This is a genomic window from Tenacibaculum sp. MAR_2010_89 (assembly GCF_900105985.1).
Classification (GTDB): Bacteria; Bacteroidota; Bacteroidia; order Flavobacteriales; family Flavobacteriaceae; genus Polaribacter; species Polaribacter halocynthiae.
The window spans coordinates 664,305-678,932 of record NZ_FNUB01000005.1; the positions used below are offsets into that span (position 1 = coordinate 664,305).

The following is a 14,628-nucleotide window of genomic DNA, read 5'->3' on the forward strand; positions in this document are numbered from 1 at the left end:
TATGCCACATAACAAAAAAACCAAAATTGTAGCAACCTTAGGACCAGCAACAAATACTAAAGAAATTTTAGCAGAAATGGCTGAAAAGGGTGTGAATGTATTTAGAGTAAATTTTTCACATGCAGATTATGATACAGTAAAAGAGCGCATTAGACAAATTAGAGAAATTAACGAAGAAAGAGGGTATAATGTAGCCATATTAGCTGATTTACAAGGCCCAAAACTTCGTGTTGGTATAATGGAGGAAGGAGTAGAGGTAAAGGCAGGAGATACTTTTACGTTTACAACTGAAGAATGTATAGGTACACAAGAAAAGGCTTATATGACATATCAACGTTTTCCTAAAGATGTTAAAGAAGGTGAACAAATTTTAGTGGATGATGGAAAATTGTTGTTCGAAGTAGTTTCAACAGATAAAAACAAAAGTGTAGAAACTAAAGTAATTGTTGGTGGACCTTTGAAATCTAAAAAAGGAGTTAATTTACCAAATACAAAAATATCTTTACCAGCTCTTACTGAAAAAGATAAAAAAGATGTTGTTTTTGCTTTAGATCAAGAAGTTGACTGGGTAGCACTTTCTTTTGTTAGAACACCTGAAGATTTAAGAATTTTACGCGATTTAATAAAGCAAAAATCTCGTTATAGAGTTCCTGTAATAGCTAAAATAGAAAAACCAGAAGCTGTTGAAAATATCGATGCTTTGATACCTTACTGTGACGGACTTATGGTTGCGCGTGGTGATTTAGGGGTTGAAGTTCCAATGCAAGATGTACCATTGATTCAAAAAAGCTTGGTAAGAAGAGCTAAGCAAGCAAGAATACCAGTTATTATTGCTACTCAGATGATGGAAACTATGATAGATAACTCTGTTCCTACAAGAGCAGAGGTTAATGATGTTGCAAATTCTATTATGGACGGTGCGGATGCAGTAATGCTTTCAGGAGAAACTTCTGTAGGAAAACACCCTATAAGAGTTATTCAAAAAATGAGTGAAATTATAAAAAGTGTTGAATTTTCTGATCTTATTGAAGTTCCACAAGCTCCACCACATATTAGAACAAATCGTTTTATTACAAAATCGGTATGTCATCATGCGGCTTTAATGGCTGATGATATAAAAGCTTCAGCAATAACTACATTAACAAATAGCGGGTATACTGCTTTTCAAATTTCTGCATGGAGACCAAAATCTCATGTGTTAGCGTTTTCATCTGAAAAAAGAATTTTAGGAAAGTTGAATCTTTTATGGGGTGTTAGGGCTTATCATTACGATAGAAATTTAAGTACTGATGATACCGTAGAAGATATTAATGAAATAGCTAAAGAGAAAGGATTTGTTAAAGCAGGTGACTTTATGATTAATTTATCATCTATGCCTGTAAAAGCAAAAGGAATGGTAAACACATTACGTGTTTCGCAAATTGATTAATAGAATATAGAATTTCATAGTACAAATACATAAAATGGCTTGATAAATTTAAATTTATCAAGCCATTTTATGTATTACAACTTTATTTTTTTAGAAGTAATAATAGCATCATTTGTAACAAAGGGCATTGGCATCATAGTTTCATTCCTGGGCTTTAAATTAAACTTAGGGTTTGATAGCAAATCATAGGAAACTTCGTTTAAAATAATAGCAGGTTTTGAATCTTTTTCTAATGTTAAAGAGATTGATAATTCTTTATCTGAATTTGCCATTTGATATATTAAAAGTGTTCCTTTATTAGCCTTAAAAGACTTTCCTTGATTATATAAAACACCGTTTATGCAAAAGCTATAAATAGAAATAGGAGCTGTATTGTACAATTCATATTTATTAATTTTTCTTGAAGGAAATATGGTAAAACTTATTTCTCTTTTTTCATTTATAATAGTATCAATATCTATTTCAATTTTTGATATAGGGATATTCTTATTCTCAGTTTTCTTATAGTGTGTATAACGTGTGTTATATTTACTTTTTCCTTCAGATTCAGGAATGTTTCCTTCAGTATAGTCTAAATTGAAAATTTGGGATACATAACTATCAAACACAGTGTTATATGTAGCCCAATACGAAGTATTATTGTCTGAATTTTGAATAAAAACTAAACTATTAGGTTTCTTTTTATCAATTGAAAATCCATTATTAACTGTAGCAATAAAAAAAAGAATAATAGCAGTAAGACCACTTAAAAATTGGAGTATACTTTTTTTCTTTGTTTGAATAAATATTGGAAGTAAGAAACCAAATACTAATGTTATTAATATTGAAGCAATAAATAGCATTTTTAAGCCTAAACCAACAGGGAATAATTGAACCATTGGTATAATTATATATATTGTAGGTATGGATATAATTGCAAAAAGAATTGTTTTAGATTCTTTACGAACATTCATAAAAACCAAAATACTTAGTATTAAAATAGAAGCATATACAGGAATAATTAAAAAGGCAGCACCTTGTAAGTTTTGAAATATGAAAATATTTATAATTAAGCCTACTACTATTGGAGCAATTAATAAATCTATAGCCTTTTCATTTTTAAAATAACTATATATTTTGAAAAGTATCCATAAAGTTAAAAAACTAAATGCTCCTATGTATTGATATCCATTATAGGTAAACCCATGTAGCATATCATTATATTGAGGGTTTATAAACACTAATAATTTCCATAATAAGACACTAGCTACACTAGAAATAATTAAAGCTAATAAAAAGGGTATAAAGCCTTTCAAAGTGCCCTTATACGTTATTTTTTTACGATTAACTCCAATAATAAATACACCAACGAAAAGTAAGCAAGCAAAAATAAGCATTGGAAGAATCCATGAAAAAGGATATGATAACATTTTGATTAAAGGAAAATTGACAAAAACAAAATCTTCATTACTATCTAAAAGTGTTAAATCAATATTTGAAAAATGATTAAGTGAACTTGTAAAATAATCTGCTTGATGTAAAAGACTTTCTTTGTTTAATCGTTCGTAAGAATCTTGCTCAGTATGATAATCAAAATGATCATCAATAAAAGCAAAGTTAAAACCATTGATATTTCCATTTTCTCTAAAAACAGTTAGATCAGTATCATTAGGTAATTTTTTATAAACACTATACATTAATGAGTTTGCAGCTGGGTAATTGGGATTTGATTTTATGAATTCAGATAAAAGGTTCTTGTTTTTACCATTTGTTTCCATTAACATATAGCTAGAACCTCCACTACCTCTAGCTTCGAAATTCAATACTAATCCAATATCTTTGGACCAAGGATGATTTTCAACAAATGCTTGTGCTCCTAATAAACCTAGCTCTTCAGCATCAGAAAATAAAATAATAATATCATTCTTTACTTTCACTTTTTTTGCTAAAAAAGCTCTAACTCCTTCTAATATTGTTACTACACCAGATCCAGCATCGCTTGCTCCAATTGATGAGTGAGGATTAGAATCATAGTGAGTTAATAATAATAAAGCTTTACCATTTTCTGAACCTTTAATCCTGGTTATTATATTTTCAGTAGTGGTACTAGCTTTCCACTTTTTATTTATAGCAGTTTGACTTTGAATTTCTGAACTTAAGCCAAGTTTTTTTAATTCATTTATAATATAATTCTGAACCTCTTTATGTTCATTACTTCCTGTATAATGTGGCCTCTTAGAAATGTTTTTTAAATGATATAATGCATTATCTAACGAAAACTTAGTTTTATCTGTGGTTACTTTTGATGACACTGTTGGAATACTATCATTAAAAGCCCAAAAAATAGTGAATGCTATTATTAAAATAGCCCAAAATTTATTTGTTGATCTCATAGAGGATTTTTATGTTATAAATTTAGTTAAATAATACCTTTTCTAGAAATAAACGTAAGTTATTAAAAATCAGTATATTTAGTAAATTTAAATAACTATTATGGGGATAATTAACTTTCAAGGGAAACGAACTAACGCTGAAAAAAAAGAAACTGAACCAATTTTGGTTTCAGATTACATGACAACTACAATTATTTCATTTAAAGAATCTGAGCCAATTGAAAACGTAATACAAACCTTAATTGAGAATAAAATATCTGGTGGTCCTGTTGTAAATGAAAATAATGAACTAATAGGAATTATTTCGGAGGGAGATTGTATGAAACAAATATCTGAAAGTAGGTATTATAATTTACCAATGGATAAAAATAATACTGTAGGTAAGGCAATGATTAAAGAAGTAGAAACAATTGATGGTAATATGAATGTTTTTGATGCAGTTAATAAATTTTTAGAGTCTAAACGTAGAAGGTTCCCTATTGTTGAAAATGAAAAATTGGTAGGACAAATAAGTCAGAAAGATATATTAAAAGCGGCGATGAAACTTAAAGGAAATACCTGGAAGTAACTAGGATGTTTTTGAAACTTTTTCTTTTGGTAAATCAGTAATAATTAATTTTTGTTTCTGATTACTGATAAGTGCTGCAATTTTTGAATAAGAATAACCAGGTATTGGTTTATCTAAATTTTTCCATTCAGCTATTCCAGCTACAGTTATTTCTTCGCCTAATTCAATGATAGCCTCTGTGTAACGTAATGTTTTATTAAAACCAAAGAGTCCAGTACTTTCAATATCATATTGTTTTAATATAGATTCAAACTTAGGAGAAGCGTCATTAAAGGTTCCAGAAGTTACTTTTTTGTCAACAACTAAATAGCTTTTATAGTTTTTTGGATTTTGTGTAGGGTTAATCATAATTAAATCGCTATCTTTTTCTATAAAAAATGATTGAATTTTTTCTTCATAAACTAAAGTTTCCCAACTAGAACCTTCATCATCTCCTTTGTCTTGCTCAATTTTTATAGTATAAAAAACACAATTTCTTTTGCTATATGGGGCAATAAGTGGTTCTTCTATAGCTTGGGCTTTACCAGTTGTTTTAGTTAATCGATTGGTCTGTATATTGCCAATTCTTGTAAAGGGTATTTTTTTTAGTGTTCTTATTATTATTTGTTTTTTACTGTAATAAATAAACAAGAAAACTATTATGGCAAATGAAAGAATTATTAAGATAATCATAGGTGAGCTTCCTAATAAAGGCATAAAGAATAATTTAAATTTATTAATAATAAGTTGAATTTGTAAAATACGGTTTTCAGTTATTCTTGTTTAACTAACAAAAACCATTCGTTTTCTAACTCTAAATAACCTTGATCATATACATAAAAATAAATACTTCCTTTTTTTGTAGTATATATAGAGGTGATAAATTTGAATTCAAAACCTTTATCAAATAATTTTCGTCTAGTTGTTTTTGTTTTTCCTGAAGTATTAAGTTCAGAAAGAATTTTATAGTTTTTTCGTAACCGGTTGTTGGTATTTCGAATTAGATTTTTACTTTCTTTATTTACTTTGTTGTTATATGCATTTCTACAATAATCAGAACAAAACTTTTTATCAATTCGTCCAATTACTTTTTCATTACACTCTAAACATTTTTTTGAACTCATTTTTAATTGTTTGAAAACAAATATATTAAGGCATCTATATACCTGATGGGACAAGACATCACTTTGTTTAAATTAATAATATAAATATATTGAAAACTTAGGAGAGCCAGAAAATCTCCTAAGTTTATTGACAGTTAGTAATATGGTATTATCTAATGTGATGATAAAGGAACCAACGTGCACGGTATATGTATTTATACTTTTGCTGTCAATACTTTTTGAGATAACCTATATATATAGGTTATCTCATTTTTAATAGAAATTTTAAACTTGAATTAACTTGAAGAAGCCTTCGAGTTTTAAATTTCTTGCTTCACAAATCTTGGTTAGAGTCCTTAAAGGCATTCTATAACCGTTAACTTGTAGTATTTTTCTAACTGTTTTCTCATCAATATTATGGTCTAAAGCAAAGTTTCTATTTGACTTACTTGGTTTAACCCATTCTTTAGCGATGTAATTACAAACCTTTTTATCTACGTCCATATAACAAATCAATGTATTGTTATAAAAAATAACGCGGACGAAAGGACGCAAAAGAAATAATTTTTATACTTTTATCAAATATTAATTTAAAAATATTTGATTATGATGGAAACGATATTACTTTTAGTGGTACTACCTTTAGTATTATTGGTTATTGGGTATATAATTTGGCAAAGTGCTATGGATAGTTACGGATACAATATATTTAGTATTTGGGTTTTGGTTAGATTATTAATAGCAGTTGTATGTGGTTTTGTTGATTTATATTTAGGAATAACATTATTTGTGTTATTCTCTATTTGGAGTTTTATTGCCACATGGAGAAACACCTCAATGTTTATTGCAATACTTGCAGTAATATTTCAGCCAATAGCTTTACTGTTTGCTTTTTCAGCATTAAACAGACTATCTAAAGCGTTGAATGATTAATTTTTAAGGTCTTTTCTAGTAATAGAAAACCTTATAAACAAAAAAAGAACTATCCTTGTGACGGATAGTTCTTCTTGTTGTACTGGTTAAATAAGCTGTCTTATAATGAATTCCAGCACCACTCTTAGATTTTGAAATGCCCATATATTTGTTGAGTAATAATTAATTATATATGAGTATATACGATAAATCTTATCGAGAATTTTGTAGAATTTCCTTTTTAGTCTTTCTATCATTTTTAAAAATTTTAAAAATTTAGTCTGACCATATCTCTACATGAGATATTTATTAAATATCTACTTTCACTACATGTGAAAATTCTAAGGGTGCGAAGTTAAAAAACACCGTTCAATTTTGAACGGTGTTTTTACTTGTTAATTTTGTATTAAAATAAATGTTAAAATTTTGTTAAAATAGATGTTAATTCTTGATGATTTACCGTTTTATGGTCTTTCTTTTGTATGTTTGCCGCGTAATTGTAGTACAAATATTTTTGTATACGCAAAAAGTAATTATGAAAACAGCCCATTTTATTGGAGTAAAATAGGCTGAAACCTTTGAGAGTTCTTCGGATAACTCAGGTTTTTTGGTTTTCCAAATAGTACATGACTAATTAGTCATTAACCCAGAAGCAGAAAGGCTTGCTAAGATGTACTATCTTTCCAGACCTCCAATGTTTGAAAGACCAAAAACATACTTTTCTTTTTGCCATTGCAATAAAAAATATTTCATTATTATTTATTGGAAGAATTGCGCTACCAATTCGACCTCATACTAAAAATAGTTCTCTCTATCGAAAGAGAACACAGCAAATCGAGCAAGAAGATACATCTTGTCGATTAGGGATCAAAAAAATACACCTATTACATTAGGTGTATCCGTGTTTCTGCAAATATAATAAATTATTTTAAATAAAACAAGTTTTTTGTAAAGTATAGATAATATTCTTATCTAATTATCATTGCACTCTCTACTTCATTTGGTAAATACCCTAAGGGTTTGTATTCATTTTTGAAATCATTATCCTCAACCCATTCAGAAAGCCCCCAAAAACTTAGCTTATTAGATTGATTATATTTAACAATAACAAGTTTACCACTTTTCTTAAGACCTCTTAAAGTACCTTCTAATTTAATTTCTTTTCCATTAGAACTTAAACCATTAAATTGGTTAAAAGCTTCTTGTATTTGAAAAGACCTTAAACCAGTTTTAAATACATTTTGAAATAACCATAAAACCTTTTGAGGATTCCTTTCTGATATTGGAAATGTATTTATATCAAAATAATTCTCTTCAATTTTATTTGAAGATTGATTTTTGTATAATCTCATAAGGGTTGCATCTATATATTCTAGCCTTTTGAGTAATAATTCCTTTTCTTTTAGTAAACTTTCTATAAATTCCATGCTATAAATATAGTATAAAAACACTTATAAACTAATTTTTATACGTTAATTAACGTATAAATGGATTATTTTTCGTATATTTGTAGTGTAAAAGAAAGACAATGAATTTTAAATCACTACCACAATTACTAGATTATTTCAGAGAAGAAAGTACTTGTATTGAATATTATGAGAACATCAGATGGAAAGGAAACCCAACTTGTCCTCGTTGTGGTAGCGATAAGCCATATAAAACAAATAGAGGTTATAAATGTTCAAATAACGATTGCTATAAAAAATTTACAGTTAAGGTAGGAACGATATTTCAGAATAGTAAAATACCTATGAGAATTTGGTTTGCTGCGATATTTTTAGCAACGACATATAAGAAAGGTATAAGTTCTGTTCAACTAGCTTTAGATTTAGGAATTACTCAAAAGTCAGCTTGGTTTGTATTACACAGAATTAGAGAAATGCTAAAAGAAAGAGCACCTAAAATGTTAGGAAAGAATAATACTGTTGAGGTAGATGAGACTTATATTGGAGGTAGAGAAGGGAATAAGCATTTTAAGAAAAGACGTTCTTCTGTAAATAAATCATTTACTAATAACGGTAAGGTTTTTAACCCTAAGAAAACTGTTATTGGAGTTATAGAGCGTAAAGGAAAAGTTGTATTAAAGCATAGTCCTAATGCTCAAATAAATCACGTAAAGGCATTTATATCTAGTAGCGTTACCAAAGGTTCTACAATTTATTCAGATGAAGCGCCTGTATATAATTACTTAAAAAATAACTACACGCATAAAAGCGTTAAACATAGTGCCAATAAATATGTGGTTGGAAATGTACATACAAACACAATAGAAAACTTTTGGAGTGTTTTAAAGCGTGGATTGTATGGTATTTATCATCAAGTAAGTGAGAAACACTTAAGTAGATATTTAGCTGAATATTCAGCTAGATTTAATACTCGTGAACTTTCTTCTCACGATAGATTTATAAAATTTCTTGGAAATGGAGAACACGTTTTATCTTACAAAAAACTAACTATATAAAAGATATTACATAAAGTATTATCAATAAGAGTATCTCATATAAGATACTCTTATTTTTTTTTTAATCAAAAACTTAAAATTATGAGCAAACAAAAAATAGAAGTTGCAAACAAAATTAAATCATTAATAGACGAATTGAATGTTGAGCTTAAGAAAGCTAAAGAAAATAATTTAATAATCGATATAGAGCTACCTTATCCAACTGTCGGAAGAAATGATATAAATTATGATATTTATGAGAAAGTTAATTATTAACTATTTACATTTTTCTTTGATTAGTAGTTCAATTCTGTCATGATCCCTTCTACGCCCATCTAATTCTCTTTTAATATCTTGAAGTTCAAGTTTAATTTCTGATTGATTACGTTTAATTGCTTTAATTCCTTCTAATAAGTCTGTTAAATCTTGTTGATTCATTATGTTTAAAATTTAGTTATACCAAAATATATAATTAATTCGTAAATTTGTTATATGTCAGAGAGCAAAAAGAAAATAATAGAAGGTAAGAAAGAACCTAAACAAGTTAATCGAGAAGATAAAAACGATAAACTTAAAATCAATGGTACTTTAGATGATGTTCTTGGCATGTCTGTACCAGAGTTAACAATTCAACAAACAAAATAATATATCTCTATAAATCGGTTTTGACCGTTTAGCTAGAGTAGCTTGTCTACATCAAGGCATTAGCAGTTTATAGATAGTTCTTATTCTTATTAGCGAAAGCTGGAAAGTTTAAATTTTGGTATATCCGCCTGTATTGATAACAGGAAGTAAGTATTTTGTTGCTTACGAAATTTAACTTTTTAAAAAATCACAAAAACTTAACGTAAAACAAAACTATATTGGCTTGTCCCAAGTTGTATATAGTTGCCTATATTAAAAATAATTAAACGATTACATTCATTTACAAACGAAAACAAATGTTTACTAACCTATTATGATTTGGTTTGTATTGCATCTTTGCAGAGTCAATTCAAATGAATGACAAAATCTTAACTGTTTAACGAAAAAAATAATAATATGAACGCACTAAAAAACAGAGTACAGTTAATTGGAAACTTAGGAAATGATCCAGAAATTATCACTTTAGAAAGTGGTAAAAAACTAGCTAAATTTTCAATAGCAACTAATGAAACGTACAAGAACTCTACAGGGGAAAAGGTAACTGACACACAATGGCACAATATTGTAGCTTGGAACAAAACAGCAGAAATCATTGAAAAATATTTAGAAAAAGGAAACGAAGTTGTTATTGAAGGGAAATTAACATCACGCTCTTTTGATGATAAAGAAGGTAATAAACGATATGTAACAGAGGTAGTTTGTAATGAATTATTAATGTTAGGAAACAAATAAGTGGGGAATTTGCTATTAAACTAAGTGCATAAAGAGCACAAAACCGAAGTTTTTAAAACTTCAAATTGAAAAAGAAAAGAATAAAAGAGACTGTTTCAAAAGCTATGACAGTCTCTTTTTTGTGTTTTAGGCAAGTTATTTATTAAATACAGTTTTAAATTCATTAATAGAAATACTTAATATTGAATCAGCCAAATTTTTCATTGAAACATAATGGTTTTTCATTGAGGGTATAACATTTATATAATTGAAGTTTTGATGCCTCCAAAAAGCAGTTGCAGTTGCTCCGTAAATTGTAAAAGCTTGTAGAGCTTCAATTTCTACTTCTTTTAATTTTATGTTTTGCTGGTATCCTTTAAGTAATTTTTTAGCTTTATGTAGGTTTATTGTTTCTTCTTGACAGCAAGTTCCAACAATCATCATTCCAATATCGAATACACGATAGTAATAACAAGCTTCTTCAAAATCCATAATAGTACCAGTTTTTAGGTCATCACTAACAATAATGTTACTGTAAAAAATATCGCTATGTATCAATGATTTTGGTAGTTCTGGATATATGTATTTTTTGATATAGGTTTTTACCTCTTTTAACCATTTATAAAAAGAAGAATCTGGTGCGTAAACCTGTACTTCATCAAAACGATCTATACTACCATAATTTAAAGTTTTTGGAACATAATTAGGTACTTTTACTTGATGTAGCTTAGCTAACTCTTCACCTAAATAAACTAGTAGGTTATCAGGAAAATCCTGTAGTATATCACCTTCAATAAATTCTTTTAGTATAATAGGTTTATTACTAAATGTTACAGTAAGTTTTCCTGTTTTTGCCTTTACTAATTTTGAAGTACTAAAATTATTACGTTCAAGATAGTTTAATAAAGAAGCTAATTCTTCTGCTTCTTGAACTGACTTTTGTTCACAAACTGTTAATACAAACGCTTTACCATTTGTGTTTATTAAATAATTAGTATTCTCAGAACCACCACTTAATATTTTATAAGAAGTTACTTTTTCAATACCGTAATGAATTAAAATGGTTTGTATGCTCTCATCATTTAAAACTGTATACTGTGCCATATTATTTTCCTTTTGTTAAATCCCAATTTGTTTCCATTGCATGTATAAGAGCTTCTTCTAAATATTCATGATTGCACAAATGAACTTTTTCACAAAGGCGTTTTTCATTTTCTATACTTTGATGTGTACCTGCTTTAGGTAGAACAGAAATGGATAGTGCCTTTTTTATTACCTCAGGAAATTTTGATGGATGTGCAGTTGCCAAACAAATCAATTTCTCATTACCTAAAACATTTTTTAAAACATCAGTAGCATTTAATGATACTGCCCCATGCGGATCTAATAAATAAGATTCAGCAGTGTAAATTTCATTAATTAGATTTAGTGTTTCCTGGTCTGATGAACTGTTTGAAAGGAATCCCTTTTTATAGGTTTCAAAAGTTTCTTTATCGAATGTTACATTTCCAGTAGTTTTAAACTCATCCATCCATTTTTTTATCCTTTCAGTATCTTTATCTATACAGAAATATAAATACCTCCAAAAATTAAACGGAATTAAAATATCTATTGCAGAAGAAGGTGTTTCAATGATTTCTTCTTTGGTAAATCTTCCTTCTGAAAATATACGATGTAAACAAGCATTTTTATTATTGGCAGCTACTAAATATTTTATAGGTAATCCCATTTTACGGGCTAGTCCACCAGCGCATAAATTACCAAATCCACCAGAAGGTACTGACATATTAACTTGTTCACCAACGGTATCAACAACTTGCAGATATCCATAAAAATAATGAACAGTTTGCATCATCACACGTCCCCAATTAATAGAGTTAACACTTGATAATTTTAGTTTTTCCTTAAATGGTTTATTAGCATATAGCTTACTTATTACTGCATCTAAATCATCACCACCATCAGGACAGTTTGATACACCAACAGGATGAACATTCGCTTGCTGTAAAGTGGTCATTTGACGTTCTTGTTCTTCAGTAATTAATCCTTTTGGGTATAACACCCAGGCATCTATATTTGATTTTCCCGCTGCAAAATATGCTGTGGCTGGACCGGTATCACCTGTAGTAGCTACAACAATAGTAAGGTGCTCTTTTTTTCGTTCTAAAAAAAAGTTAACCAAATTCACTAAAAAAGCCAACCCTACATCTTTAAATGAAATTGTTGGACCATGAAACAACTCCATAATGTAGGTATCTTTTCTAGATTTTATTTTATATAATGGAATAATCTCTTTCTTTTCGAAAGGAGCATAGGCCGTTTGCAGTATGCCTTTTAATTCATTTTCGGAAATAATAGAGCGATCTATGAATAAAGAAAGGATTTCGAAAGCTAATTCTACATAACTTAAATCTTTCCATTCTTTTAATTGCTCTTCTTTAATTTCTGGCAATATTTCAGGAACATATAATCCTCCATCAAGAGCAAAACCATCTAATATTGCTGTTTCAAAATCAACAGGTTTTCCACCTCCTTTATTACTAACAAATTGAAGCATTTTATTTATTTTTTAAGTAGCCGTTATACACCGCTTTAGTTATCATAATATCTTGTACAGCTACTCCAGTTAAATCAACAATTGTAATTTGACTGTCCTTCGTTCGTTGTAATTTTAAATCTTGAACTGCAGTTCCTAATTCAATGACTGTATTTTCTGAAATTTTACCATCACTAACAGCTTTATAAATTTCTCCTCTACTTTTACTCTGTGGAATACTATCAGCAATAACAATGTCTGCCTTTTTTAGTAATTCACTTTCTAATTCTTGTTTATGTTCTGTATCTGAACCAACTGCTGTAATATGTGTTCCTACTTGAATATCTTCTGCTTTTAATAAAGCGATTTCAGAAGGTGTAGTAGTTACTATAAGGTTACAGTTTTTTGCGATTTCAGAAGGTGATTCTGCAATTTGAATATTAAAATCAGTACCAAGTTCTTGAACAAACTTTTTTACATTCTCTTTGTTTCTTCCCCAAACCCAAACAGAAGAACAAGGTGTATGTTTTTGAAGATATTGTAATTGTAATTTTGCTTGTATTCCAGTTCCAATAATTCCGATTGCTTTTATTTTTTTTGGAGCAAAATACCTTGCTGCTAAAGCACCTGCTGCTGCTGTACGAATATCAGTCAAATGCCCTTCATCTAATAAAATAGCTTTTGGAACTCCTGTTTTTTGATCGAATAATAACATTAATCCTTGACTAGAAGCAATTCCTAATTTTACATTATCATAAAATCCAGATGCAACTTTAATTACATAATAGTCATCATTTTTAATATATCCGTATTTGATATGTGCATCTCCTTTAGGTTTTTCAAATAATAATTCTCCAACAGGAGGAACTACTGTATTTCCATTACTATATTGAATGAATCCTTCTTCCATAGCAGCTATTATATCTATGTTTTTTAGTATGGATTTTATTTCTTCTAAATTAATAACAGTCGCCATAATTTTTGTTTATTTCAGTTAATAATTGTTTGTTTATTTTTTTTCCTGTTAAAACTACTACCACATTTTTATTGCGATATTTATCTCCATTTAATAATGCTGCAACTGGTAATGCAGCAGTAGGTTCTACTGTTGTTTCATGAAATTTATATAAAAAGGCTACTGCTTTTTTTATATCTTCTTCTTTAATTGTTTCAACATGAGAAAGGTGTTTTTTACAAATAATAAATGTTAAGGAGTTCTCTTCTATTCCTCCTGCAGCAGCATCAGCAATCGTACTATATTTACTTGGAGAAACAATTTTATTTATTTTTATAGATTGTTCCATTTCTGAAGCATTTATTGGTTGACTACCTACAATAGTTACATTTTTGTTTTCTGAAAAATAAGAACAAATTCCAGAAATAAGTCCACCACCACCAATAGGAACTATAACCGTATCTACTTCAGGAAATTGTTCTGCTATTTCAATAGCAATTGTTCCTTGCCCTTTTATAATTTCTGGATCATTATATGGGTGAATCAAAACTCCATCAATTTCTTTAGCATATTCTCTTGCTTTCCGCTCAGTTTCCATACTAGAATTTCCGTACAAAACGGTTTCAAAAGCATATTTAGAAATTCCTGTTAATTTTTCTTCTCTAATGTTTTTTGGTAAAAATAACTTCCCTTTAAATCCAAATTTATCTGAAGCATATCCAAATGCTGCTGCGTGATTTCCTGTTGAAGCTGCTACAAAGGTTTTGTTAAAGTCCTTTTTGTTAATACTCTTTAATTTCGTTAGCACACCTCGTATTTTAAATGAATCTGTTATCTGTAAATGTTCCATTTTTAAATACACATTCGCGCCAGAAATAGCACTCAATTTTGGAGAGTGTACTAAAGGTGTTTTTAAAATATCATCTTTAATATTTTTATAAGCGATCTCAATATCTTTTTTATGTACCACTTTGATGA

Annotated in this window: 17 protein-coding genes; 7 read left to right on the forward strand and 10 right to left on the reverse strand. The window is 28.7% G+C overall.

The window, feature by feature from the left end; genetic code table 11:
• Position 1: 1 nt before the first annotated feature.
• Positions 2-1,429, forward strand: a complete 1,428-nt coding sequence (pyk, locus tag BLV71_RS06625; RefSeq protein ID WP_093869787.1) for a pyruvate kinase — start codon at positions 2-4, stop codon at positions 1,427-1,429.
• Positions 1,430-1,503: 74 nt separating this feature from the next.
• Here pyk and BLV71_RS06630 read toward each other — a convergent pair whose 3' ends face one another.
• A complete protein-coding gene (locus tag BLV71_RS06630; protein WP_093869788.1) occupies positions 1,504-3,801 on the reverse strand; it encodes a M20/M25/M40 family metallo-hydrolase in 2,298 nt (765 codons plus the stop codon).
• Between the two features lie 100 nt (positions 3,802-3,901).
• On the opposite strand from BLV71_RS06630, the gene BLV71_RS06635 reads away from it, so the two are divergent.
• Positions 3,902-4,369, forward strand: a complete 468-nt coding sequence (locus tag BLV71_RS06635) for a CBS domain-containing protein (RefSeq protein ID WP_093869789.1) — start codon at positions 3,902-3,904, stop codon at positions 4,367-4,369.
• On the opposite strand, the gene BLV71_RS06640 is transcribed toward BLV71_RS06635, so the two are convergent.
• From BLV71_RS06640 to BLV71_RS06650, 3 genes are all read right to left on the reverse strand, one after another.
• The gene (locus BLV71_RS06640) at positions 4,370-5,065 is read right to left on the reverse strand and encodes a hypothetical protein (RefSeq protein ID WP_093869790.1); all 696 of its coding nucleotides are present in this window, start codon (positions 5,063-5,065) and stop codon (positions 4,370-4,372) included.
• Positions 5,066-5,121: 56 nt separating this feature from the next.
• A complete protein-coding gene (locus tag BLV71_RS06645) occupies positions 5,122-5,472 on the reverse strand; it encodes a hypothetical protein (protein WP_093869791.1) in 351 nt (116 codons plus the stop codon).
• Positions 5,473-5,736: 264 nt separating this feature from the next.
• On the reverse strand, positions 5,737-5,955 hold the full coding sequence (locus tag BLV71_RS06650) for a transcriptional regulator (RefSeq protein WP_093869792.1): 219 nt from the start codon (positions 5,953-5,955) through the stop codon (positions 5,737-5,739).
• Positions 5,956-6,057: 102 nt separating this feature from the next.
• Here BLV71_RS06650 and BLV71_RS06655 point away from each other — a divergent pair, with 102 nt between their 5' ends.
• Positions 6,058-6,384 carry a hypothetical protein gene (locus BLV71_RS06655; RefSeq protein ID WP_143032764.1) on the forward strand — a complete coding sequence of 109 codons (327 nt, stop codon included), beginning with the start codon at positions 6,058-6,060 and terminating at the stop codon, positions 6,382-6,384.
• A 947-nt stretch (positions 6,385-7,331) separates the two neighbouring features.
• Here the strand turns inward: BLV71_RS06655 and BLV71_RS06660 are convergent.
• Entirely contained in the window at positions 7,332-7,790 is a 459-nt protein-coding gene (locus BLV71_RS06660) for a hypothetical protein (RefSeq protein WP_093869794.1), read from the reverse strand.
• A 101-nt stretch (positions 7,791-7,891) separates the two neighbouring features.
• Between BLV71_RS06660 and BLV71_RS06665 the strand changes: the two genes are divergently transcribed.
• Entirely contained in the window at positions 7,892-8,824 is a 933-nt protein-coding gene (locus tag BLV71_RS06665; RefSeq protein WP_093869795.1) for an IS1595 family transposase, read from the forward strand.
• A gap of 81 nt (positions 8,825-8,905) precedes the next feature.
• The gene (locus tag BLV71_RS18510) at positions 8,906-9,079 is read left to right on the forward strand and encodes a hypothetical protein (RefSeq protein ID WP_176974360.1); all 174 of its coding nucleotides are present in this window, start codon (positions 8,906-8,908) and stop codon (positions 9,077-9,079) included.
• Here BLV71_RS18510 and BLV71_RS18515 read toward each other — a convergent pair whose 3' ends face one another.
• Positions 9,080-9,241, reverse strand: coding sequence for a hypothetical protein (locus tag BLV71_RS18515; protein ID WP_176974361.1), 162 nt, complete (start codon positions 9,239-9,241; stop codon positions 9,080-9,082). It lies immediately after the preceding gene.
• Between the two features lie 54 nt (positions 9,242-9,295).
• On the opposite strand from BLV71_RS18515, the gene BLV71_RS18520 reads away from it, so the two are divergent.
• Both BLV71_RS18520 and BLV71_RS06670 read left to right on the forward strand, forming a co-directional pair.
• A complete protein-coding gene (locus tag BLV71_RS18520) occupies positions 9,296-9,448 on the forward strand; it encodes a hypothetical protein (RefSeq protein ID WP_176974362.1) in 153 nt (50 codons plus the stop codon).
• Between the two features lie 396 nt (positions 9,449-9,844).
• Positions 9,845-10,180, forward strand: coding sequence for a single-stranded DNA-binding protein (locus tag BLV71_RS06670; protein ID WP_093869796.1), 336 nt, complete (start codon positions 9,845-9,847; stop codon positions 10,178-10,180).
• A 135-nt stretch (positions 10,181-10,315) separates the two neighbouring features.
• Here BLV71_RS06670 and BLV71_RS06675 read toward each other — a convergent pair whose 3' ends face one another.
• Genes BLV71_RS06675 through BLV71_RS06690 form a run of 4 tightly spaced genes read right to left on the reverse strand, consistent with a single transcriptional unit; the run spans position 10,316 to position 14,620 of the window.
• The gene (locus tag BLV71_RS06675; RefSeq protein WP_093869797.1) at positions 10,316-11,263 is read right to left on the reverse strand and encodes a phosphotransferase; all 948 of its coding nucleotides are present in this window, start codon (positions 11,261-11,263) and stop codon (positions 10,316-10,318) included.
• 1 nt (position 11,264) lies between these two features.
• Entirely contained in the window at positions 11,265-12,716 is a 1,452-nt protein-coding gene (gene thrC, locus BLV71_RS06680; RefSeq protein WP_093869798.1) for a threonine synthase, read from the reverse strand.
• Position 12,717: 1 nt separating this feature from the next.
• Positions 12,718-13,671, reverse strand: a complete 954-nt coding sequence (locus tag BLV71_RS06685) for a Rossmann-fold NAD(P)-binding domain-containing protein (RefSeq protein ID WP_093869799.1) — start codon at positions 13,669-13,671, stop codon at positions 12,718-12,720.
• On the reverse strand, positions 13,655-14,620 hold the full coding sequence (locus tag BLV71_RS06690; RefSeq protein ID WP_158530819.1) for a pyridoxal-phosphate dependent enzyme: 966 nt from the start codon (positions 14,618-14,620) through the stop codon (positions 13,655-13,657). The genes BLV71_RS06685 and BLV71_RS06690 overlap by 17 nt, the downstream gene beginning before the upstream one ends.
• Positions 14,621-14,628: the final 8 nt, after the last annotated feature.